The 22,343-nt window shown below is 71.0% G+C and carries 23 protein-coding genes; 14 read left to right on the forward strand and 9 right to left on the reverse strand.

What is annotated here, in order from left to right:
• Nucleotides 1–80: 80 nt before the first annotated feature.
• From LQF12_RS04655 to LQF12_RS04665, 3 genes are read left to right on the forward strand one after another with little or no spacing between them, the layout of a single operon-like run.
• Nucleotides 81–1,376, forward strand: a complete 1,296-nt coding sequence (locus LQF12_RS04655) for a thymidine phosphorylase (protein WP_231054833.1) — start codon at nucleotides 81–83, stop codon at nucleotides 1,374–1,376.
• A gap of 9 nt (nucleotides 1,377–1,385) precedes the next feature.
• A complete protein-coding gene (locus tag LQF12_RS04660; protein WP_354004697.1) occupies nucleotides 1,386–1,820 on the forward strand; it encodes a YidH family protein in 435 nt (144 codons plus the stop codon).
• The gene (locus LQF12_RS04665) at nucleotides 1,817–2,143 is read left to right on the forward strand and encodes a DUF202 domain-containing protein (protein WP_231054834.1); all 327 of its coding nucleotides are present in this window, start codon (nucleotides 1,817–1,819) and stop codon (nucleotides 2,141–2,143) included. The genes LQF12_RS04660 and LQF12_RS04665 overlap by 4 nt, the downstream gene beginning before the upstream one ends.
• A 4-nt stretch (nucleotides 2,144–2,147) precedes the next feature.
• Here the strand turns inward: LQF12_RS04665 and LQF12_RS04670 are convergent, their stop codons facing one another.
• Together LQF12_RS04670 and LQF12_RS04675 are read right to left on the reverse strand one after the other, a co-directional pair.
• Nucleotides 2,148–3,149, reverse strand: a complete 1,002-nt coding sequence (locus tag LQF12_RS04670; RefSeq protein ID WP_231054835.1) for a hypothetical protein — start codon at nucleotides 3,147–3,149, stop codon at nucleotides 2,148–2,150.
• 2 nt (nucleotides 3,150–3,151) lie between these two features.
• The gene (locus tag LQF12_RS04675) at nucleotides 3,152–3,523 is read right to left on the reverse strand and encodes a PadR family transcriptional regulator (protein WP_231054836.1); all 372 of its coding nucleotides are present in this window, start codon (nucleotides 3,521–3,523) and stop codon (nucleotides 3,152–3,154) included.
• 104 nt (nucleotides 3,524–3,627) lie between these two features.
• On the opposite strand from LQF12_RS04675, the gene LQF12_RS04680 reads away from it, so the two are divergent.
• The 5 genes from LQF12_RS04680 (at nucleotide 3,628) to LQF12_RS04700 (ending at nucleotide 8,466) form a co-directional block, all read left to right on the forward strand.
• On the forward strand, nucleotides 3,628–4,716 hold the full coding sequence (locus tag LQF12_RS04680) for an adenosine deaminase (RefSeq protein WP_231054837.1): 1,089 nt from the start codon (nucleotides 3,628–3,630) through the stop codon (nucleotides 4,714–4,716).
• A 122-nt stretch (nucleotides 4,717–4,838) separates the two neighbouring features.
• A complete protein-coding gene (locus LQF12_RS04685; RefSeq protein ID WP_231054838.1) occupies nucleotides 4,839–5,705 on the forward strand; it encodes an ABC transporter substrate-binding protein in 867 nt (288 codons plus the stop codon).
• Between the two features lie 11 nt (nucleotides 5,706–5,716).
• Nucleotides 5,717–6,577: an amino acid ABC transporter permease gene (locus LQF12_RS04690; protein ID WP_231054839.1), complete on the forward strand. Its 861-nt coding sequence runs from the start codon at nucleotides 5,717–5,719 to the stop codon at nucleotides 6,575–6,577.
• Nucleotides 6,574–7,341 (forward strand): amino acid ABC transporter ATP-binding protein, encoded by a 768-nt coding sequence (locus LQF12_RS04695; protein WP_231054840.1) that lies wholly within the window; start codon nucleotides 6,574–6,576, stop codon nucleotides 7,339–7,341. The genes LQF12_RS04690 and LQF12_RS04695 overlap by 4 nt, the downstream gene beginning before the upstream one ends.
• Before the next feature lie 141 nt (nucleotides 7,342–7,482).
• Complete coding sequence (locus LQF12_RS04700; RefSeq protein WP_231054841.1) at nucleotides 7,483–8,466, forward strand: hypothetical protein; 984 nt, start codon at nucleotides 7,483–7,485, stop codon at nucleotides 8,464–8,466.
• Nucleotides 8,467–8,526: 60 nt separating this feature from the next.
• Here the strand turns inward: LQF12_RS04700 and LQF12_RS04705 are convergent, their stop codons facing one another.
• From LQF12_RS04705 to LQF12_RS04725, 5 genes are all read right to left on the reverse strand, one after another.
• Nucleotides 8,527–9,405 carry an aldehyde dehydrogenase family protein gene (locus tag LQF12_RS04705; RefSeq protein ID WP_231054842.1) on the reverse strand — a complete coding sequence of 293 codons (879 nt, stop codon included), beginning with the start codon at nucleotides 9,403–9,405 and terminating at the stop codon, nucleotides 8,527–8,529.
• Complete coding sequence (locus LQF12_RS04710; protein WP_231054843.1) at nucleotides 9,402–10,847, reverse strand: aldehyde dehydrogenase family protein; 1,446 nt, start codon at nucleotides 10,845–10,847, stop codon at nucleotides 9,402–9,404. The genes LQF12_RS04705 and LQF12_RS04710 overlap by 4 nt, the downstream gene beginning before the upstream one ends.
• Nucleotides 10,848–10,864: 17 nt before the next feature.
• Nucleotides 10,865–11,911: a deoxyribose-phosphate aldolase gene (gene deoC / locus LQF12_RS04715; protein WP_435531211.1), complete on the reverse strand. Its 1,047-nt coding sequence runs from the start codon at nucleotides 11,909–11,911 to the stop codon at nucleotides 10,865–10,867.
• A 107-nt stretch (nucleotides 11,912–12,018) separates the two neighbouring features.
• Entirely contained in the window at nucleotides 12,019–12,657 is a 639-nt protein-coding gene (locus tag LQF12_RS04720; RefSeq protein ID WP_231054844.1) for a CYTH domain-containing protein, read from the reverse strand.
• A 96-nt stretch (nucleotides 12,658–12,753) separates the two neighbouring features.
• Nucleotides 12,754–13,128, reverse strand: coding sequence for a VOC family protein (locus tag LQF12_RS04725; protein ID WP_231054845.1), 375 nt, complete (start codon nucleotides 13,126–13,128; stop codon nucleotides 12,754–12,756).
• Nucleotides 13,129–13,192: 64 nt separating this feature from the next.
• Between LQF12_RS04725 and LQF12_RS04730 the strand changes: the two genes are divergently transcribed.
• Nucleotides 13,193–13,948 (forward strand): TetR/AcrR family transcriptional regulator C-terminal domain-containing protein, encoded by a 756-nt coding sequence (locus LQF12_RS04730; protein WP_231054846.1) that lies wholly within the window; start codon nucleotides 13,193–13,195, stop codon nucleotides 13,946–13,948.
• Between the two features lie 22 nt (nucleotides 13,949–13,970).
• On the opposite strand, the gene LQF12_RS04735 is transcribed toward LQF12_RS04730, so the two are convergent.
• Nucleotides 13,971–14,975, reverse strand: coding sequence for a hydroxyacid dehydrogenase (locus LQF12_RS04735; protein WP_231054847.1), 1,005 nt, complete (start codon nucleotides 14,973–14,975; stop codon nucleotides 13,971–13,973).
• Entirely contained in the window at nucleotides 14,969–17,017 is a 2,049-nt protein-coding gene (locus LQF12_RS04740; protein ID WP_231054848.1) for a DUF2264 domain-containing protein, read from the reverse strand. Before LQF12_RS04740 ends, LQF12_RS04735 begins: the two co-directional genes overlap by 7 nt.
• Before the next feature lie 123 nt (nucleotides 17,018–17,140).
• Between LQF12_RS04740 and LQF12_RS04745 the strand changes: the two genes are divergently transcribed.
• The 5 genes from LQF12_RS04745 (at nucleotide 17,141) to LQF12_RS04765 (ending at nucleotide 22,201) form a co-directional block, all read left to right on the forward strand.
• Nucleotides 17,141–18,226: a substrate-binding domain-containing protein gene (locus LQF12_RS04745; RefSeq protein WP_231054849.1), complete on the forward strand. Its 1,086-nt coding sequence runs from the start codon at nucleotides 17,141–17,143 to the stop codon at nucleotides 18,224–18,226.
• A 111-nt stretch (nucleotides 18,227–18,337) separates the two neighbouring features.
• A complete protein-coding gene (locus LQF12_RS04750; RefSeq protein WP_231054850.1) occupies nucleotides 18,338–19,678 on the forward strand; it encodes an ABC transporter substrate-binding protein in 1,341 nt (446 codons plus the stop codon).
• A 107-nt stretch (nucleotides 19,679–19,785) separates the two neighbouring features.
• Nucleotides 19,786–20,706, forward strand: a complete 921-nt coding sequence (locus LQF12_RS04755) for a carbohydrate ABC transporter permease (protein ID WP_231055509.1) — start codon at nucleotides 19,786–19,788, stop codon at nucleotides 20,704–20,706.
• Complete coding sequence (locus tag LQF12_RS04760) at nucleotides 20,703–21,584, forward strand: carbohydrate ABC transporter permease (protein WP_231054851.1); 882 nt, start codon at nucleotides 20,703–20,705, stop codon at nucleotides 21,582–21,584. The genes LQF12_RS04755 and LQF12_RS04760 overlap by 4 nt, the downstream gene beginning before the upstream one ends.
• Nucleotides 21,581–22,201 carry a hypothetical protein gene (locus LQF12_RS04765; RefSeq protein ID WP_231054852.1) on the forward strand — a complete coding sequence of 207 codons (621 nt, stop codon included), beginning with the start codon at nucleotides 21,581–21,583 and terminating at the stop codon, nucleotides 22,199–22,201. The genes LQF12_RS04760 and LQF12_RS04765 overlap by 4 nt, the downstream gene beginning before the upstream one ends.
• The last annotated feature ends 142 nt before the right edge of the window (nucleotides 22,202–22,343 follow it).

Here is a 22,343-nt window from a genome sequence, read left to right on the forward strand (position 1 = left end):
AGGCCCGGCCGTGGTTCCCACGGCCGCCGGTATGTCAGAGGAGCCAGTGGGCGGCACGGGTGCGGCCGTAAGGTGGTGCCATGAGTCATGACGCCGTCGACGTGATCCGGACCAAGCGCGACGGCGGGGAGCTCTCGACCGGTCAGATCGACTGGGTGATCGCCGCCTACACCCGCGGGGACGTGGCCGAGGAGCAGATGTCGGCGCTCGCGATGGCCATCGTGCTGCAGGGGATGACCCGCGCCGAGGTGGCCGCCTGGACCGCCGCGATGATCGCCTCGGGGGAGCGGATGGACTTCTCCTCCCTCTCCCGCCCGACCGTCGACAAGCACTCCACCGGCGGGGTGGGGGACAAGATCACCCTCCCGCTGGCGCCGCTGGTGGCCGTCTTCGGCGTGGCCGTGCCCCAGCTCTCCGGCCGCGGCCTGGGCCACACCGGTGGCACGCTGGACAAGCTCGAGGCGATCCCGGGCTGGCGCGCCGCCCTGACCAACGAGGAGATCCTCGCCCAGCTCTACGACGTCGGGGCCGTGGTCTGCCAGGCCGGCTCGGGGCTGGCGCCGGCCGACCGCAAGCTCTACGCGCTGCGGGACGTCACCGGCACGGTCGAGTCGATCCCGCTCATCGCCTCCTCGATCATGAGCAAGAAGATCGCCGAGGGCACCGGCGCGCTGGTCCTGGACGTCAAGGTCGGGTCCGGGGCGTTCATGAAGGACCTCGAGGACGCGCGCGAACTGGCCCGCACCATGGTCGACCTCGGCACCGACGCGGGCGTGCGCACCACCGCGCTGCTCACCGACATGTCCACCCCGCTGGGTCTGACGGCCGGGAACGCCCTGGAGGTGCGCGAGTCCCTGGAGGTGCTGGCCGGCGGCGGACCGCCCGACGTGGTCGAGCTGACGCTGGCACTGGCGCGGGAGATGCTGGACGCCGCCGGACGCCCCGACGCCGACCCCGCCGCCGCACTGGCCGACGGCCGCGCCATGGACTCCTGGCGGGCCATGATCAGCGCCCAGGGCGGCGACCCGCACGCCCCGCTGCCCACCGCCGCGCACACCGAACACCTGCTCGCGCCGGCCGACGGGGTCGTCGTGGAACTGGACGCCTACGCCGTCGGGGTGGCGGCCTGGCGCCTGGGCGCCGGGCGGGCCCGCAAGGAGGACGCGGTGCAGGCGGCGGCGGGGGTGGAGCTGCACGCCAAGCCCGGAGCGATGGTCCGCGCGGGCGAGCCGCTGCTGACCCTGCACACCGACACCCCCGAACGGATCCCCCGGGCACTGGCGGCCCTCGACAGCGCGGTCCAACTGGTGCCGGAGGGCTCACGTCCGGCGCGTGGCAGTATCGTGCTCGACCGGGTGGTAGCCGAGGAGAGGTAGGCGCTGGGCGTGGAGCCGGCCGAGTACGACGACGAACGAGACGACGCCGACCAGGGGCGGGACGGTGGTGAGGAGCGCATGCGACGCCCGGCCTCCGTGTACGGCGTGGGCACCGAGCCGGATGTGCGCTTCTCGCTCGCCAACGAACGGACTGCGCTGGCGTGGCTGCGCACCGGGCTGACGCTGGTCGCCGGTGGCGTCGCGCTGACCACCCTGGCCTCCTTCGGCGAGGGAAATGCCGTGCTCGACATCATCGCCGCCCTCGCCTGCCTGGCCGGCGGCGTGCTGGCGCTGGCCGCCATCTCGGGCTGGCGGCGCCGGGAGCGGGCGCTGCGCCTGGGCGAACCGTTGCCCGCGCCGCGCATCCTGCCGGCGCTGGTGGCCACGGTCGCGGTGTTCGCGCTCGCGATGGCCGGGTACGCGATCTACCAGACAGTGCTGTGAGACCTCCGGCAACCACGGCCGGGCTCGAGGGCGACTCCGGTGCCCAGCCCCAGCGGACCATGCTCTCCTGGCACCGCACCGTGCTCGCAGTCACGCTCGGCACGCTCGTGATCTCGCTGACCGCGCAGCGTCAGGAACACGCCGTGGTGGCCGCTGTCGCCGCCCTGGCGGCCTTCGTGCTGCTGGTGACGGTGCTGCGCAGCCTGCGCCGCTGGGAGCCCCACGCACCGGCCCGGTGGGACGTGCTCCGGCTGACCTGCGGTGCGGTGGTGGTGCTCGGCGGGATGGGCCTGATGCTGGCGCTGGTGAACCTGCTGGCGTGAGCCGTCACCGGTCCGTGCGCAGACTGTCACGAGCCCGGTGCACCGCATAGCCGAGCACCAGGGCGGCGGCGAGCGCCAGCAGCACCGGGATCGGCGCGAGCCCGTCATCCGCGAGCGTTCTCCAGGCCGAGGCGGCGATCACGACGCCCCACACCAGCCACAGCAGTGCGTGGACGAGGCCACGGCGGCGCTGCGGCCGGCGGGACTGGCGGGCGAGGAGCTGCGCGTACCGTTCCGGATGCCCGAACTGGGCGACGAGGCCACGCCCGCCGGAGTGCTCGGCGACCTCCTCGGCCGCGGCACGGGCCTGGGCGGGGGAGAAGAAGTATCGCCCCATCAGCACACCGCGCAGCCGCCGGAGCCACACCTGCGGATCGGTAGGTGCGGGCGGGAGGTGGGTCCGCCGGCGCACGAGGGCCAGGCCGCCCCCGCAGGCCACCACGCCGATACCCAGCATGAGGCCGGGAGGCATCACCGGCAGATCGTCGCTCCAGCTCGTCACGGCCCAGCCGCCGATGCCGCACACCACGGGGAACGTGAGAGCAGCGAGTGCCGCGAGGACCAGGTGACCGTTCTGGAGCAGCGTCCACGAGCCACACAGTGCTGCTGTCCCGGCGGCGAGGGCCAGCGTGAGCGGGAGCAGCGCAGGCGCCGAGAGGTCGGTGAGCAGCGTGAAGGCTGCGAATGCGGCGATCATGAAGCCGGCGGAGGTGAAGACCCACCCGGCCCAGGAGCGCGCGTCCGGGGCAGTGACATCGGCCTCGGCCAGCTCTGCGTCGTCGCCGTGCTCGAGCAACTGCTCGGCCGCGTACTCCTCGACGGGCCCGAGCGCCTCCTCGGCAGGCGCGCCGGCGAGGTCGACCGCGGCACGGGCTTCGCCGAGGATCCGCTCGACCGTCTCCGCTCGCGCACCCCGCACGGCCAGAGCGAGCTCGAGCGCACCCGCCCAGGTACGGTCGGCCGGTTCCCACTCCTGGGCTGGTGCGCCATGAGGTGAGGTGGTCATCGTCAGTTCTCCTGTCCTGCTCGAGGGATTCGCTCCTGGGGGCCGGCGGGGGGCTCAACGCCTGGCCCGATGGCGCGCGCCACGGCGCTGTCGAAGTCCTGCCATGCCTGCGCCTGCCGGCCCAGCTCTGCCCGGCCCGCCGCGGTCAGGTGCAGCATCTTGCGGCCCGGGCCCTGCTGCCCGGCCTCCCACTCCGCCTCGATGAACCCCTGGTCCACGAGCCGGTTGAGCGCGGGGTAGAGCACGGCGCCGCGCACGGTTCCGAAGCCGAGGTCCTCGAGCAGGCGAGCGATGGCGTAGCCGTGCCGGGGCCCTGCGCGCAGGACGCCGAGCATCACGAGCGGGAGCGCCGCCCGCTGCCATGCGCCATCCATGGTTCCTCCGTACTAGCCACTAGCCTAGATTCTGTACTAGTCGACTTTACGGACTTTCGATCCCTCGCGCCATCGCATCCTCGGGGCGCGGATAGGCTCGACTCATGACGCTCTCCCCGGACACGATCGCCGCCCTGCCGAAGGTGCTGCTGCACGACCACCTCGACGGCGGACTGCGCCCCGAGACGATGATCGAGCTCGCTGCCCAGGTCGGGCACGAGCTGCCCGCCACCGACCCCGACGCGCTCGCGAGGTGGTTCGTGGAGGCCGCCGACTCGGGGACATTGGTGCGTTACCTGGAGACCTTCGATCACACGATCGCCGTGATGCAGACCGAGGAGGCGCTGCACCGGGTGGCCAAGGAGGCGGTGCTGGACCTGGCCGCCGACGGCGTGGTCTACGCCGAGCAGCGCTACGCCCCCGAGCAACACCTGCGCCAGGGCCTGAGCCTGCTGCAGGTGGTCGACGCCGTGCACGCTGGGATCGCCGACGGCGTCGCCCGGGCCGCCGAGGACGGCCTGCGGATCGAGGTGGGCACCCTGCTCTCGGCCATGCGTCAGGCCGACAACGCCGACGAGATCGCCGCCCTGACGCTGGCCAACCGGGACTCGGGCACGGTCGGCTTCGACATCGCCGGACCGGAGGACGGCTTCCCGCCGTCCCGCCAGCTGAGCGCCTTCCGGATGCTGCGGGAGGCGAACATGCCCTACACCGCCCACGCCGGCGAAGCCGCAGGGGTGGACAGCATCTGGGAGGCGCTGCAGGTCTGCGGCGCGCTGCGCCTGGGCCATGGCGTGCGGATCATCGAAGACATCGAGATCGAGGCCGACGCCGAGGGGCTCGACGCCACCTTCGGTCAGGTGGCCGCCTGGGTGCTGGACCGGCAGATCCCGCTGGAGGCGTGCCCCTGCTCGAACCTGCAGACCGGCATCGCGCCCTCGATCGCCGCGCACCCGCTGAGCACGCTGCGGGACCTGGGCTTCGCCGTCACCATCAACACCGACAACCGGCTGATGTCGGCCACCTCGATGAGCCATGAGATGCAGATGCTGGTCGACGAGGCCGGCTGGGACCTGGACGACCTGGAGGAGGCCACGCTGCAGGCGGCGTGGAACGCCTTCGCGCCGTACCACGTGAAGCAGTCGATCGTGACCGATCAGATCATCCCGGGGTTCGAGGCGGCGCGGGGCTGACGCAGCCCGGTGCGCCGGCCGTGAGACGGCCCACCCCGTCGGTGAGCGAGCACCCGTCGATGACATACGCTCATCGCAGTTCTGCCGCGACCCGGCATCACCACACTCCCGAGGAGAATCCCGTGCGTGTCCGCGCCCTCGCCCCCGCCGCAGCCCTGGCCCTGGCCCTGACGGCCTGCTCCGACACCGGCAGTGATACCGGCGCCGACGCCGGTGACGGCGACCCCACGCCCGGCGACGCGCAGGCCTGCGAGACCGGTGCGCTGCCCACCCTCACCGACGGCACCCTGACCGTCGGCACCTCGGTGCCCTACGAGCCCTGGTACGTCGGCGAGGACCCGGCCACCGGCGAGGGCTTCGAGTCGGCGCTGGTCTACGCCCTGGCCGAGGAGCTGGGGTACGGCGTCGACGACGTGGTCTGGGAAGAGGTGACCTTCGAGCAGATCGTCGCCCCGAGCGTCAAGCCGTTCGATCTCGCGGCCTACCAGACCACCATCACCGACGAGCGCGCGGAGGTGGTCGACTTCTCCTCCCCGTACCTGACCACCGCACAGGGCGTGGTCGTGGACGAGACCGGTGAGTACGCGGACGCCGGCGCGCTCGCCGACTTCGACGGCGCCCGGATCGGCGTGACCGCCGGGCAGACCTCGTTGCCCATCGCCGAGGAGGCCTGGGGTGAAGCCGTCGAGCTCGTGCCCTTCGACGACGCCGGCCAGGCGATGCAAGCGATGACCAACACCCAGATCGACGCCGTGGTGATGGACGTCAACCAGGCCGTGGCCGCCTCCACCGTGTACTTCCCGGACTCCGACGTCGTGGGCACCCTGCCCGAGGAGGGCGAGCCCTCCCAGCTCGGCTTCGTCCTCGACCAGGACTCCGAGCTCACCCCGTGCGTCTCGGCTGCGGTGGAGGCGCTGGAGGCCGACGGCACCATCGGCGAGCTCAGCTCGGAGTGGCTGCGCACCGACGGGATCCCCGAGCTGGGGTGACCGCGAGCCCGATGAGCAGCTGGCAGCCCTCGGAGCGGGCGCTGCAGCGCACCGCCTACCGCGCGGGGCGCCGTCGGCGATCGTTCGGCGTCGCGCTGCTCAGCACCGCGGTCGTGGCGGCCCTGGCCTACGCGGTGCTGGTGACCTCCCCGGGCTGGGAGCGCGCCCGCGAGACGTTCTTCGACCCGGGCGAGTTCACCGACGTCCTGCCCGGGATCGCCGAGGGCCTGTGGCTGAACCTGCGGGTGTGGCTGATCGCCGGGGTGGTCTCCCTCGTGCTCGGGCTGCTGCTGGCGATCGCCCGGACCACATCAGCGCCCGCGCTGTTCCCCCTGCGGGCACTGGTCGTGGCCTATGTCGACGTCTTCCGCGGCGTGCCGGTTCTGCTGGTGCTGCTGCTGGTCGGCTTCGGGCTGCCGGCGCTGCGGCTGCCGTGGCTGCCGAACCAGGCCGCCTTCCTGGGGTCGCTGGCCCTCGTGCTGACCTTCTCCGCCTACCTGGCCGAGATCTTCCGCTCCGGGATCGAGTCGGTCCACCCCTCCCAGGTGGCGGCCGCGCGGGCACTGGGCCTCACGCGCGGGCAGACCACCCGGCGCGTGGTGGTGCCGCAGGCGGTGCGCAATGTGGTGCCGGCCCTGCTGAACATGGTGGTGGCGCTGCAGAAGGATTCGGGCCTGATCTCGGTGCTCGGCGCCGTCGACGCGATCCGGGTGGCCGAGATCGCGGTGACCGGCAGCTACAACTTCACCCCGTACGTGGCGGCCGGGTTCCTGTTCCTGCTGGTGTCGGTGCCCCTGACGCGGGCGGTGGACGCCTACAACGCCCGCCGGGGCTGGCAGGGCGCCCGCGGGGCCGCTGGGGGGATCCGATGAGCACGACGGCGTCCCCTCCGCCCGCACCCGGCTCGCCGCTGCTCCGGGTGAGTGGGCTGCGCAAGGCGTTCGGGGAGAACGTGGTGCTCGACGATCTCGATCTGGATGTGGCCGAGCACGGGTGCGTGGTGCTGATCGGCGCCTCCGGCTCGGGCAAGTCCACGCTGCTGCGGGCCATCGACCTGCTCGAGGAGGTCGACGACGGATCGATCGAGCTGCGCGGGGTGGACCTGGCGGACCCGTGGGTGGATGCCGACGCCGCCCGGGCGCGGATGGGCATGGTGTTCCAGGCCTACAACCTTTTCGGGCACATGAGCGTGCTCGACAACGTCACGCTTGCGCCCCGGCTCGTGCACCGCAGGGCCAAGCGGGAGGCCGAGACGGCGGGGATGGAGATGCTCGCCCGGGTGGGCCTGGCGGACAAGGCGCGGGCCTATCCCGACCACCTCTCCGGCGGTCAGCAGCAGCGGGCGGCCATCGCGCGCGCGCTGGTCAACGACCCGGAGCTGCTGCTGCTGGATGAGGTCACCTCCGCGCTCGACCCCGAGCTGGTGGGGGAGGTGCTGGAACTGCTCGCCGACCTGCGCGGGGAGGGGATGACGATGCTCATCGCCACCCACGAGATGGCCTTCGCCCGGGACGTGGCCGATCAGGTGTGCTTCCTGCACCAGGGGCGCGTGCACGAGGCGGGCACACCCGCCCAGGTGCTGGGTGACCCGCAGCAGGCCCGGACGCGGGAGTTCCTGGCGCGACTGCACGCCTGAGCCGGCGGGCCACCTCTGGCGGAGACCGGTCGCTTTTGTCCGAACCTCGCTGAGCGGACATCGCCTCTGGTTCCGTCGTCCATGGACCGGTCGGTGACGACCGGCCCATGGACCACTGACGTTCCGACTCGAGGAGAGACGATGAAGCGGATTCTTGCTGGTGCGCTGGGTGCGGTTGCCCTGGCGTCGACGACGATGCTGACGGCGATGCCGGCCAGTGCGGCGCTGACCACGCGGTGTGTGGGTGAAGGCGGTGCGGTGACCGTGCCGGGTGATCTGGTGGTCCCCTCGGGCCAGACCTGTCTGCTGTCGGGGACCACGGTCGCCGGTGATGTGCGGGTGGCCCAGGGTGCGGATCTGATCGCTTCCGAGGCGACCTTCGAGGGCCGGGTGGTGGGCGCGGCGGATGCCTATGTGGAGCTGACCGACTCCTCGGTGGCCGGTGAGGTGCGGCTGGTGGATGCCTTCGGCGGGTTGATCGAGCGCAGCGAGGTCAGCGAGCGGGTGCTGGTGCGGGAGAACTCCTCCGACTACACCTTCGCGCTGGTGCTCGAGAGTGACCTGGGCGCGGATCTGGTGGCCCGGGGTGGTGAGGTGTTCGTGGATCAGTCGCAGATCACCGGGTCGGTGAACTCGCGCGATTCGCGTTACACCGACGTCTACGCCAGCTTCGTCGATGGTGATGTGCGGGTGCAGACCGCCTCGGCCGGGTCGCTGCTGTGCCAGGCCAGCGTCCAGGGCGCGGCCGTCCTGCGCGACAACGCCGGCACGGTGCAGATCGGCGCCGACGGCCCGGGCTTCCCGTGCGAAGGCGGCTCCTACGTCGGCGGCAACGTCGTCGCCGAGGGCAACACCGGCGGGGTGTATGTGGACAACGTGATCATCAACGGCCGGTTGCGGGTGGCCGAGAACGACCCGGCCGCCGTGATCGGTGACGGGGTGATGGCCCGCGGGGGCATCGTGGGGGAGAGCACCGAGGAGGCGGCGGTGTCGCTGATGGAGCGCTCGGGCCGGTCGGCCGGGCCGGCGCAGTCGCGTGACCAGGCGCTGCAGGAGCGGGTCGCCGAACGCCAGGGCGAGGCGCGCGCCGAGGCTGAGCAGGCCGGCGCAGCCGACCTCGGCTGAGCTCAACCGGCCGGTGGCCCCATCCCCGTGGGGGTGGGGCCACCGTCACGACCGGGCGGCTCACATCCCCTTGGGGTGCCAGACCGTCTTGGTCTCGGTGAACGCGAGGATGGCCTCGAGGGACTGCACGCCGGCCCACGCCGGCTCGCTCTCACCCGCGGGCCGCCGCACGCGCTTGAGGTTCTCGGCGGCATCGGCCTCCAGGTCCCCCCACGAGAGGCCATCCGCCTCGACCGCACCCGCCAGCTCGAGGGCGTTCACGTCCAGGTGGCGGGCCAGGGGAGAGGCGAGCTCCGCCGTCGTGCCGGTGAGCACGTTGACCACACCGGCGGGTACGTCGGAGGTGGCGAGTACCTCGGACAGGGTGATCGCGGGCAGCGGCCGCTGCTGCGAGGCGACCAGCACCGCGGTGTTCCCGGTCACCAGGATCGGCGCGAGCACCGAGACCAGGCCCAGCAGGGAGGACTTCTGCGGCGCAAGGGCGGCCACCACCCCGGTGGGCTCGGGCACCGAGAGGTTGAAGTACGGGCCGGCCACCGGGTTGGCGCTCCCGGCCACCTGGGCGACCTTGTCGGTCCAGCCCGCGTACCAGACCCACCGGTCGATGGCGGCGGAGACGGCGTCCTCGGCCTTGCGGGTGCTCAGCCCCTCCCCGGCGGCGACGTCGGCCACGAACTGCGCCCGGCGGCCCTCCAGCAGCTCGGCCACCCGGTACAGCACCTGCCCGCGGTTGTAGGCCGTCGCACCGGCCCATCCGGGCTGGGCTGCCCGCGCGGCACGCACGGCGTCGCGGGCGTCCTTGCGGGAGGCCCGGGCGGCGTTCGCCGCGAAGTTCCCCTTGGCGTCGCTCACCTCGTAGGTGCGGCCGGACTCCGAGCGTGGGAACTTCCCCCCGAGGAACAGCTTGTAGGTCTTGCGCACATCCACGCGCTCGCTCATCGGGTGCTCCCCTCGATCAGGTACGGCACGAGTCCGTGCCGGCCACCCTCGCGGCCGTAGCCGGACTCCTGGTATCCGCCGAACGGGCTCGTCGGGTCGAACCGGTTGAAGGTGTTCGCCCACACCACCCCGGCGCGCAGCTTGTCGGCGATCGCGAGGATGCGCGAGCCCTTCTCGGTCCAGATCCCGGCGGAGAGCCCGTAGGGGGTGTTGTTCGCCTTGGCCACCGCCTCGGCCGGGGTGCGGAACGTCAGCACGCTCAGCACCGGCCCGAAGATCTCCTCCCGGGCGATGCGGTGCGCGGCGGAGACGTCGGTGAAGACCGTCGGGGCGAAGAACCACCCCTTGTCCGGCAACGGGCAGTCGCTGGTCCAGCGGGTGGCGCCCTCGTCCTCCCCGGCCTGGGTGAGCTCGCGGATCCGGTCGAGCTGGCGGGCGGAGTTGATCGCTCCGACGTCGGTGTTCTTGTCGAGCGGATCGCCCACCCGCAGGGTGCCCAGCCGGTCCTTGAGCCGGGCCACCAGCTCCTCGGCGATCGACTCCTGCACCAGCAGCCGCGATCCGGCGCAGCAGACCTGCCCCTGGTTGAAGAAGATGCCGTTGACGATGCCCTCGATGGCCTGGTCGATCGGGGCGTCGTCGAAGACGATGTTCGCGGCCTTGCCGCCCAGCTCCAGCGTGGCCGGCACCCGCGATCCCGCCAGGGCCCGCGCGATCTGGCGCCCGACGGCTGTACTCCCGGTGAAGGCGACCTTGTCGATGCCGGAGTGGGTCACCAGGGCCCGACCCGTCGGGCCGGCTCCGGTGACGATGTTCACCACCCCCGGGGGCAGGCCGGCCTGGCGCAGGAGGTCGGCGAACAGCAGCGCCGTCAACGGGGTGGTCTCGGCAGGCTTGAGCACGACGGTGTTCCCGGCGGCCAGGGCCGGGGCGATCTTCCACGCCAGCATCAGCAGCGGGAAGTTCCACGGGATCACCTGCGCGGCCACGCCGCGGGGCTGCGGGTCGGGCCCGAGGCCGGCGTGCTCGAGCTTGTCGGCCCAGCCGGCGTAGTAGAAGAAGTGCGCGGCCGCGGTCGGGACGTCGACGTCGCGCGCCTCGCGGATGGGCTTACCGTTGTCGAGGGTCTCGAGCACCGCGAACTCGCGGGAGCGCTCGGCCAGCAACCGGGCGATGCGGAACAGGTACTTCGCCCGCTCCGACCCCGGCATCGGGCCCCAGACCTTCTCCTGTGCCTTCCGGGCGGCCCGGACGGCTCGGTCGATATCGGCCTCATCGGCCACGGCGACCTCGGCGAGGACCTCCTCGGTGGCCGGGTTGACCGTCTTCATCGCCGCGCCGCCGGCGGCGGTGAACTCGCCGTCGATGAACAGCCCGTAGGAGGAGTCGATGTCGACGACGGCGCGTGACTCGGGCGCGGGTGCGTACTCAAAGGCGGGCATGATCGGTGCCAATCACTTCAGTCGATGGTGACGTAGTCGGGGCCGGAGTAGGCGCCGGTGGCGAGCTTCTGACGCTGCAGCAGCACGTCGTTGAGCAGGGAGGAGGCGCCGAACCGGAAGAACTCGGGATCCAGCCAGGCCTCGCCGGCCACCTCGTTCACCGCCACCAGGTACTTGATCGCATCCTTGGAGGTGCGGATCCCGCCGGCAGGCTTGACGCCCACCTGCACCCCGGTGGCGGCGAGGAAGTCGCGGACGGCCTCGAGCATCAGCACCGTGACCGGCAGGGTGGCGGCGGGGGAGACCTTTCCGGTGGAGGTCTTGATGAAGTCGGCACCGGCCAGCATCGACAGCCAGGAGGCGCGGCGGACGTTGTCGTGGGTGGCGAGCTCGCCGGTCTCGAGGATGACCTTCAGGTGCGCGGGGCCTCCGGTCCGCTGCCGGCAGATCTCCCGGACGGCGACGATGTCGTCGACGACCTTGCGGTAGTCACCTGAGAGGAACGCGCCGCGGTCGATCACCATGTCGATCTCCTCGGCACCCGCCTCGACGGCGTCGGTGGTGTCGGCCAGGCGGGCGGTGCGCCCCGCGCGGCCGGCGGGGAAGCCGGTGGCGACGGCGGCCACGTTGATATCACGGCCGGCCGGCGTGGCCGCGAGGGCGTCCTTGGCCACGGTCACCATGTCGCCGTAGACGCAGACGGCGGCCGGTCGCGGACAGCTCGGGTCGCCCGGTTCGGGGGTGAGTGCCTTCGCCACGAGCGAGCGCACCCGGCCCGGGGTGTCGGCGCCCTCCAGGGTGGTCAGGTCGGTCATGGCGATGATCGTGTCCAGCGCCCACGCCTTGGAGGTGGTTTTGATCGAGCGGCTGCCGATGACGGCGGCGCGCCCCTCCAGGCCCACCTGGTCCACGCCCGGCAGGCCGTGCAGGAAGGTGCGCAGAGCGCGGTTGGTCAGATCCGGCGATCCGACGACGGCGGTCGCGTCCGCAGCGACCTGGTCCGCCGTACGCGTGGCCGGGTGGGTGCCGCCGGTCCGGGACCGGCTGGGGAACGTCGCGCTCACCTGCTCGAGTCTACGTGCTGAGCGGGTGCCGTCCATGAGTCTCTGTGCGGTCGATCGCAGTCGCGTGGTGACAGCGGAGCACCGCACAGCCGCTCGGGCCCGGCTCGTCAGCGCCCGGAGGTGTTGGGCCCGAACGCCTGCAGATAGCGGGGGCCGCGGGTGGCGAGCTCGGTCCGGAACTGGCGCGCCCAGGCGGAGTACGGGCGAGCGGCGAGCTGCTCGTTGGCGAACCGGTCGTCGTCGGAGATCTCGGTGGTGCAGAACGCCGGGATGGTCAGGTCCGTCACGGGGCTCTCCCGCTCGCACTCGGCGATCACCAGCGGCGCATTGGTGCCCAGGAACTGGTCGAGCACCCAGCCGTCCTCGCCGAGCCAGACGGCGTGGCGCAGCTTGATCACCTTCGCCCCACCCCGGCGCACCATCTCCTCGGCCACGATCGGGTCCAGCTCGCGCTCGGCCTCGTAGCGGGTGCCGCCCGCCGCCGGGCCCTTGGCCGTGAGGGTGCACAGTTCCCACTGCCCGGTGAGGGTGTTGAGGATGGTCGCAGTGTTGGGGTCCGCCTGATCGGCGAGCAGTCCGGGGGTGGCCGGGGCCTGCAACCGCACCCGCAGGGCATATCCCTCGGAAGCGAGGAAGTAGGACTGCACGATGACATCCGGCGAGGGCTCGTCCCACAGATCGGTGGGCAGGAAGCGCACGAAGAACTTGCGCTCGAACTCGAAATCGCCGTACCCGGCCTCACTCATATGTCACACGCTACCCGCCGGCCCTGGAATCGCCCGTGATCCCGCGCCGGGAACGGATGGCCGCCCCCGGCCGTGCGCGGGATCCTCCTCGTGGGACTACACCCACTGCACCAGCTGGAAGATGACGCCGTTCGGGTCGCGCATCTGGAAGTAGCGCTCGCCCCACGGCTCGGTCTCGATCGCTGTGGCGATCTCGACCTCCTCGCCGCGCAGCCGGGCGTACTCGGCGTCGATGTCGTCGACCACGAACGCCACGTGCAGCCCGTCGGCATGGCCGGCAGCCGAACGCGGCCTGAAGGAGGCGAGGCCGGTGCGCAGGAAGATGAGGTTCAGCTCGCTCTCGGGGTGGGTCAGCGCGATGAAGCCGTCGGCCGACATCGCCTCGGTGAAGCCGAGGTGGCGGATCGCCCATCGCGCCGAGGCGACCTCGTCGGTGACGTTCAGGGACAGGGCGGTGGCGGTGATCGTCATGGGGTCTCCAATAGTTGTACGACGTACGAAGATACTCAACCGACGGGTGCCAGAATGTATTCCCATGACCGTGGCGCCCGAGCCGGACCGACTGCTCGCCCTGCTCTGGCGCGCTCACGCGCCCGCAGCGAGGCGGAGGGGTCCGATCCCGTCGCGGTCGGTGGACGAGCTCGTCCATGCCGGGACCGAGCTCTCCGATCGGGACGGCCTCCAGGCGCTCACGGTGCGTGCACTTGCCCACCGGGTGGGTATGGCGCCGATGTCGGTGTACACCCACGTCCCCGACAAGGACGCACTGGTGGTCCTCATGGTCGACGCCGTCCTGGCGGAGCTCCCGATCGGGCCGTGGGGGCGGCTGGACTGGCGCGCCCGCGTGCGCGCCGTGGCCGATGCGCACCGGCAACTCCTCGCCGTCCATCCGTGGCTGGCCGAGGCGGAGGCGCTGAACCGGCCCTCGCTGGGCCCCGGCGGACTGGCCGCGTACGAGTGGGAGCTGGGTGCGTTCCTGCCGGTCGGCCTCGATGACCTGGAGACCGACCACGCTCGCACGCTGGTGCTCTCGTTCGTCCGCGCGCACGCTCGCTCGGTGCGGGCCGGCGACCGCGCGGCCGCCGAGTCAGGTATGGACGACGCGCAGTGGTGGGCGGCGAACGGCCCGTTCCTGGCGCTGATGGCCGACCCGGAGCACTATCCGCTCGCCACCCGGATCGGCTCGGCAGCCGGGGCGGCCCAGGGCTCGGCCTACGACAGCCACCGAGCCTATGAGTTCGGCCTGACGCGGATCCTGGCCGGGTTGAGCGGCGACGACCGGTCCGGATGAGACCGTGGACCGGTCGTGGCGCTCAGGCCATCGCCCCGAGTGCTTCGGGCAGCACCTCGTGCGAGAGCGTCCCCGAGCGCGCGAACTGATCGATCTCCGCCACCGCACTGGCTCCGAGGCGCCGCAGCTCGTTGCCCAGCGCCCCGGCGACGTGCGGCGTGAGCACGACGCCCGGTGCCTCGAAGAGCGGGTGGTCCGGCGGCAACGGCTCGGGGTCGGTGACGTCGAGGACCGCCCGCAAGCGCCCCGAGCCGACCTCTGCGAGAAGGGCATCGGTATCGACGATCCGGCCTCGTGCGGTGTTGATCAGCGTCGCCCCGTCGGCCATGGCGGCGAGCTCGGCCGGGCCGATCAGGCGTTCGGTGGCAGGCAGCAGTGGCGCGTGGATCGAGACCACCGTCGAGCGCTCCATGAGCTCGGTCAGGCTGACGAGCTCGGCACCGAGCAGGGCCGCCTGGTCGGCGTCGATCGTGGGGTCGGCCAGCAGCGTCGTCATGCTGAACGGACGCAGGAGGCCGAGTACGCGCCGGCCGATCCGCGAGGCGCCCACCACCCCGACCGTCGTTCCCTCGTTGCCGAACGGCTGGCTCGGCGACCAGTCGAGGCGACGCTCCTGGCGGAAGTACGTCTCGGCGTCGAAAACGCGCTTTCCGGCCAGCAGGATCATCGAGAGCGTGTACTCGGCCACGGCCACGGCGTTGGCGTCCGCAGCTGAGGAGATCCGCACGCCCTGTGCCCAGGCGCAGGAGGTGGCGAACCGCTTGACGCTGCCGGCCGCATGGGAGACGAGCTGGAGCCGGGGCACCCTGGCGAGGAACTCGGCGTCGAGGCGGGGAGCGCCCCAGCTGGTCAGCAGGACGTCCACCTCCGCCAGTGCCCTCGCCTGCTCGCCGTCGGTCGGATCGGTCAGCACCGGTCCGACCACCTCCGCCACCGACTCCAGCCGGCGGCGCGTCGAGGGCGCGAGGAGGTCCTCGGCCAGGCCGCTGCTCCGCATCGCCAGCATCACCCGAAGTCGTCTCACCATGTCACCCCTGTCTCTGCCGGCACGACGGCGATGGAACCGTCGGGCCACTCCACCCTGATCGTCGATCGCTCCGGCGTGATCACCGGGACGGGTACGGCGGCTTCCCCGTGGGAGAGCACCACCAGGGCGGCGGCGAGCCGGCCGGCCTCCCGCGGGGTCTGCGTGCGGACCGACGGCGCCGCCGACCAGTGCCCGAAGGGGTCGGCTCCGGTGCCGGCACGCACGTCCGGATGTGAGGCCTCGTGCAGGCCGTACACGGCGGAGACGACTCCGTCCTCGCGTCGTACCCGGGCGATGGTGCCGACGGTGTCGGACTCGCTCGCCGGGAAGCCGGCGTCCAGGTCTGCCGCGGCCGGCGCTGCCAGCGCCCAGCCACCGAACCTGATCCGCCAGGGGCCGTGCTCGCGGGGCCAGGCGGCGTCGGAGTCGATCGCGGCCGGGGACGCTGCCCGGCCACTGGCGACAGGGCCCGGCTGCCACCACGCGAGCCGGAGCTCGACGATCCCGTGCACGACGGAGGCGACGGTGAGCTGCGGACCCCGCCGGAGGCCGGACCATCCCGGGGTGTGCTCGCCGCCGTCCCGATCGAGCCAGTGGACCGACGAGCGGGAGACCGCGACGGTCTCGTCCAGGCACACCTGCTCGATCCGGTCGCGATGCGCGGGGTTGCCGGACTCGTCCAGCACCGTGGTGTGGGACTCGTACGGTCTGGCCACACCCTCGGCGTCGAGCTGGGGCGAGGTGGCATTGGAGTAGCCGATGCGGCCGTAGAACGGATCGTCCGATCGCGGCGCGACCAGTGGCTCGAGCACGCGGTCCGAGCCGTGGTTGAGCACCCGCACCAGGCCGTCCGCCGGGGAGGAGACCACCAACCATCCCGGAGCCGGCATGGCCGTGGTGCGCACCGGCTCCGGATCCGGCGCCGGCTCGGACTCGGTGCGCCACTCGGCGTGGTCGGCGGGCAGCAGCAGCCCCAGGAGGCCCTTGCTCGCCCAGTAGGGGGAGGAGGAGCCGGTGTAGAGCTGTCGCACGCGGGGGTAGGGGTGGTGCCAGCCGATGGAGAGCAGCCCGTCCTCACCGATGGCGCCGTGGCGACCGAAGTGCGCGAGCATCTGCTCGCCGATGATCCGGGTCCGGCCCGCCGGCAGGGGCGTCGATGCGGCCAGCACACCGGCCCAGAACGGCCCCAGCACCGCGAAGCGGTAGGTGACCGAGCGGCCGATCAGTACCGGCGCGCCCTCGGAGCCGATGAGGTGCTGGGCCTGCTCCAGGTAGCGGTGCAGCCGGTCCTGATGCACCGCGCTGAGGGGGGTGCCCCGGATGCGGGACTCCAGCAGTGGGTAGAGGTGCCATGCCCACCCCGCGTACCAGTCGAAGTTCTGCCGCTGGCCCTCGCGTCCCCGGCCGTCGGAGTACCAGCCGTCGCCGACGTAGAGCGCCTCGGCGATCTCGTGGTTGCGGTCCAGGTCGGCGGTGCGGGACTCGGCTCCGACGGAGTCGAGGAAGGCCTCGATCACGTTCTGGAACCAGATCCAGTTGTTCGTGAAGTCCTGGCGGCCGAGGACGTGCGAGAGCCAGGTGATGGTCCGATCCTGGTCGCGCTCGTCCAGTCCGTCCCACAGCCACGGCCGTGTCTCCGAGAGCGCGACCGCGATCGAGGCGGCCTCGACGATGGCGCCGCGCCGCTCATCGAAGGTGGGCCAGCGCTCGGCGTGCCCGGGGTCGACACCTGCGCGCAGGCCGTCGGTGTATCGCTGCAGGAACCCGCGGGGATCCTCGCCGTCCTGGCCGCGCACGCGGAAGGCCGCCGCCAGGAACGTCCTCGCGTAGCCCTCGAGCCCGTCGTTCCAGGCCCCGGAAGCGCTCTGCACGCCCGGGAGCCGCAGGAGCGCACCGGCAGGGGAGGCATGCTCCCATGCGGCGTCAACGAGCCGGTCGGCGAGGCCGATCCATGGCGCCTTGGGGCCTCGCCCGGCCGTTCCGCTCGGGTGCCCCGCGCCGACGCTGGCGGGAAGCAGGGTCTCGCGTACCTCAGATGTCACATCTGCTAAGTTGCCCCACCAGCGGACACATCACGCGTGAACGTGCATTTTCGGACATCTGCCCGCGCGTGCAGATCCTCCGGCGCGATGGCGCGACGTCCGGATGAGAACGGAAGGACTCCGATGGCTTCCCCGGTGCCCCCTCGCCGGCTCCCCAGGGCCCGACACGAATATCTGCTGCGCGAGCTCGAACTGCGCGGAAGTGTCCGCGCCTCGGTGATCGCGGACGACCTCGGTGTGGCGGAGGTGACGATCCGCCGGGACATCATCACGCTGGAACGCTCCGGAGCACTCGCCCGGGTGCACGGTGGAGCGATCTCCGTGGGTACGACGACGAAACCGCGCCCTGCGCGTGCGCTCATCGGGTTGGTCCTGCCGGGATCGGGATCGCACTTCCCCGATGTGGTGCGCGGGGCCGAGATGGCCTCGCAGGGACTGCGTGCACGGGTCATCCTGGCCTCGTCGAACTACCGGGCCACCGTCGAGCAGCGGCAGGTCGAACGGCTGGTGTCGCTGGGGGCGGAGGGTCTCATCCTCACGCCCAGCCTGCGGGACCAGTCGATCGACGACGTGGCCGCCTACCTGGCTGAGCTCTCGGTGCCGCTCGTGCTGGTGGAACGACGCCTGGACGAGTCGAATCAGCTCGCGCCCTATGACTGGATCCGCACCGATCATGTGCGCGGGACGATCCTGGCGCTGGAGCATCTGACCGGCTTGGGGCACCGGCGTATCGGTCTCGCCCTGCTCGATCGCACACCCACGGCGCCGTCGATCCGGGAGGGGTACGCACGCGGCCGGACCGAGCTGGCCCTCGAGGACGCGCCCCAGCATTCGCTGCCCAAGGACGACGGCAGCGAGTCCGATCCGGTGGATCATGCCCTGGAGACGTTCCTGGAGGAGTGCCTCTCGCGCGGCGTGCGGGCTGCGCTCCTGCACACCGACTTCTATGCCGCCCGGCTGGTGGAGATCGCGCTCGACCACGGGGTGCGCGTGCCGGAGGACATCGCGATCGTGGCCTACGACGACGAGTTCGCCGAGCTCGGCATCGTCCCCCTGACTGCGGTCTCGCCTCCCGGGCGCGAGATCGGCCGTCTCGCGATGCAGACGATCTTCGAACGGATCCGTACCCAGGAGGAGGCCTCCGCCCCCCGTCACATCCATCTCGTGCCGCGGCTGACGATCCGCCGCTCGTGCGGCGCCCAGGCGTGAGCGGATGCGTGGTTGTTCGAAAAAGATCGTTTGTCCAGGGCGGGGGAGGGATCGTCCTAGCATCGGGTCCGTTCACCACGAAGGTACGACATCAGGGCAAGGAGGCTCGATATGACAAGCCTGAAGAAGGACCCACGCACCCCGTCACGCCGCAGATTCGGTGTGGCAGCGTTCGCTGCAGCGTCACTGGTCGCTCTCGCGGCATGTAGCGACGACGGCTCGGCGGAACCCGGTGGCGAGGACGCCGGCGGCGAGGAGCCCGGCACGGAGGAGATCACCCTGAACTTCGCGTTCTGGGGTGATACGGTCCGCGCCGAGCGCTACGAGGAGGCGATCGAGCTCTTCCGGGAGGACTACCCCAACGTCTCCATCGAGACGACCTACTCGGGTTTTGGCGACCACTTCACCGCGCGGAACACGGAGGCGGCCAGCCGCTCGCTGCCCGACATCATCCAGATGGACCTCGCCTACATGAACGAGTACGCCGACTTCGGGCACCTCGTCCCGCTCGACGACTACATCGGTGACGTCATCTCGGTGGACGCCATCGACCCCGGCCTCGTGTCGACGGGTGAGGTCGACGGATCGAACTACGGCATCGCCTCCGCGAGCAGTGGGCAGGCTGTCTACATCAACGAGCCGTTGCTGGACGAGCTCGGGGTCGAGGCCCCGGAGGCGCCCTTCACCTGGGACGAGTGGGATGCCTTCCTGGCCGAGGTGAGCGCGGCGGGTGAGTCGATGTCACCGCAGGTCTACGGCGGGATCGACTACGCCTCCTACTTCTGGCTGTTCCAGGTCTGGCTCAGCCAGCAGGGGCTCTCCCTCGTCGACGGCGAACAGTTGGGCTTCACCGAGGCCGATCTCGCCGAGTGGTGGTCACGCAGCGTCGCCCTGCAGGAGTCGGGAGCGACTCTCCCCCCGGACCGGCTCGCCCAGATCGAGGGCTCGGACGCCATCGGCATCGGAGAAGTCGCCACCGACATCAGCTTCGACAACTTCCTGACCCGCTTCAGTGAGGGGAGCGCCTCGCCGGAACTCACCATGATGCAGCCGCCGGTCAGCGAAGGCTCGGACACCACCGGGCTCTTCCTGAAGCCGGGTCTGATGATGTCGATCGCTGCCAACTCCGAGCACCCCGACGAAGCCGCGGCATTCATCGACTTCATCATCAACGACCCCGAGGTGGGCAACATCTTCGGGATGACCCGCGGCGTGCCGGCCTCCGCGACGGCGCAGGAAGGGATCGAGGCCTCCGGCCTCGACCAGGAGATGCTCGAGTACGCGAGCATGGTCTCCGACCAGCTGGACGGGACCCCGCCGCCGGCCATCCAGGGGCTGGGCACCCTCGAGCAGACGTTCAACTCGATCGCCCAGGAGGTCACCTATGGTGACGTCCCCGTCGATGAGGCCGCCGAGCGTTGGTTCGCGGAAGCGGAGAACGTCCTCGGATGAGCTCTGGTCACGAGCGGACGGGCGGCTCCGGCCGCCCGTCCGCGGGCAACGGTGCGGCGACGACCGTGGACGCCACCGTCCCCGGCCCGGCGCGCACGCGCGGGTCGATGGCTCCGGTGCCGGCGCTCAGGAAGAACCGGCGGAACTGGACCAACATCCGGGCCGGCTACGGCTTCCTCGCCCCCTGGCTGCTGGGGTTCACGCTGCTGACGGCAGGCCCGATGCTGGCGTCGCTGTACCTCGCGTTCACCGACTACAACCTCTTCTCGCCGCCGGAGTGGATCGGACTCGACAACTTCACCCGGTTGTTCTCCGATCCCAACTACATCAAGGCCTGGCAGGTGACGGCGGTCTACGTGCTCGTCGGGACGCCGGTCAAGCTGATCGCCGCGCTCGCGGTCGCGATGGTGCTGAACACGGCGTTCCGGGCGACCGGCTTCTACCGCTCGGCCTTCTACCTTCCCTCGTTGGTCGGTGCGTCGGTCTCCATCGCGGTGGTGTGGCGGGCGATGTTCATCGACGAGGGTCCGGTCGACAACGTCCAGGGCTTCTTCGGCCTCGAGGCGGGCGGCTGGGTCGGTGACCCCGATCGCACGATGCCGCTGCTGATCCTGCTCGCCGCGTGGCAGTTCGGCGCCCCGATGGTCATCTTCCTCGCGGGCCTGAAGCAGGTACCGCGGGAGCTGCTCGAGGCGGCGTCGGTGGACGGGGCGAAGCCGATCAGCCGGTTCATCCACATCACGATCCCGATGCTCTCCCCGGTGCTGTTCTTCAATCTGCTGCTCGAGACGATCAACGCCTTCCAGGTCTTCGGTTCGGCGTTCATCATCTCCGGCGGCACCGGCGGGCCGTCACGTTCGGCACTGTTCTACACGCTGTACCTCTACTTCCGCGGATTCCGCGACTTCCAGATGGGCTACGCCTCGGCCATGGCCTGGGTGCTGGTGCTCGTCATCGCGGTGGTCACGATCATCTTCTTCCGGAGCTCGCGGTTCTGGGTGCACTACGCAGGAGACGAGGGACGATGACGACAACCGAGCAGAGCACTCCCACAGCGGTCAGCCGTTCCCGTCCCTTCGCTTGGCGCGAGCTGGTCTTCCACCTCGTGGTCGCGGCGATCCTGATCGTGATCCTGTACCCGGTGGTGTGGATGGTCCTGTCCACGTTCAAGCCCTCGGAGCAGATCGTCGGCAACGCCCAGCTGCTGCCCAGCGAGATCACGCTGAGCAACTATCTCGAGGCGTTCGAGGGCATCGCGGGTGTGCCCTTCTGGAAGTTCTTCCAGAACTCGACCATCCTCGCCGTGCTGTCCGTGGTCGGGACCGTCGCCTCCGCCGCGGTGTCCGCCTACGCATTCGCACGGATCGAGTTCCCCGGGCGCCGGGTGTTCTTCGCGATCATGATCGCGACGTTGCTGCTGCCCTTCCACGTGGTGATCATTCCGCAGTACATCGTCTTCAACACCCTGGGGATGGTGAACACCTTCATCCCGCTGGTGGTCGGAAAGTTCCTGGCCACGGAGGCGTTCTTCGTCTTCCTCATGGTCCAGTTCCTGCGCGGACTTCCCCGCGAGCTGGATGAGGCGGCTCGTATCGACGGGGCCGGGCACATGCGGATCTTCGTCTCGATCATGATGCCGTTGCTCAAGCCGGCCGTCGTGACCAGCGCCATCTTCGCCTTCATCTGGTCGTGGAACGACTTCTTCGGGCCGTTGCTCTACCTCAAGGACCCGCAGCTGTTCACCCTGCCGGTCGCCCTGCGGCTGTTCGTCGATCAGCAGACCGGTCAGAACTACGGTGCGCAGATGGCCATGGCCGTGCTGGCCCTGATTCCGGTGTTCATCTTCTTCCTGATCTTCCAGCGCTACCTCGTCGACGGCGTCGCCACGCAGGGCCTGAAGGGATGAGTCCGCGCTCGTCGCGTCGATCCCGCCGGGCGGCCCAGCTTCTCACCTCCGAGAAGCTGGGCCTGTTCGGTGAGGTGCTCACGACGAGTCTGTGGGTCGCCGTCCTGGCGATCCCGCTGATCACGGCGCTGCCGGCCCTGGCGCTGGGATGCGCCCACCTCGGCCGGTTCATCCGCGGGGAGCGCGACGATCTCGCCACGCTCGCCCGCGACGGCCTGGACGCGCTGCGCCGGGGCCTGCTGTGGTCCGTGCTGCTGGTGATCGTGGCCGTGGGCGGGTACATCGGTGTCGCCAGCCCGGCGGCCGAGCTCGCGCCCGGAAGCGGACCGCTGCGCGGCCTCTCCGTGGTCCTGCTGGTGGGCATCGCGGTCGTCGTGCTGCGCGCATGCGCCATGTGGACCCGGGCCGACTCCTGGAAGCGGCTCCTCGAGCGCAGTGTGCGGCGTTGCCTCACGGACCTGCGGGGCTCGACCCTGCTGCTGCTCGCCGTGGTGCTGGCCGGCGTGGTGGCCTGGATGTTCGCTCCGCTCATCGTGGTGGTGCCGGGCCTGCTCGCCTTCGCCGCCGTGGCCGTCGAACTCGGATATCGCGAGGAAGGGCCGGCCGGACGTCCATGAGCGATCGGCTTTGTCCGTTTGCGGCGCTCGCGTCACCGGGGTCCATAGATTGCTGTTCTGTCAGATGATGCGGTGCTTTCCCTGGGCGAGGTGGCCCACGTGATCGTCTCCCCGGTGGCATCGCATCGCCACGACACGGCCG

It is taken from the genome of Ruania suaedae, assembly GCF_021049265.1.
GTDB classification, from domain to species: domain Bacteria; phylum Actinomycetota; class Actinomycetes; order Actinomycetales; family Beutenbergiaceae; genus Ruania; species Ruania suaedae.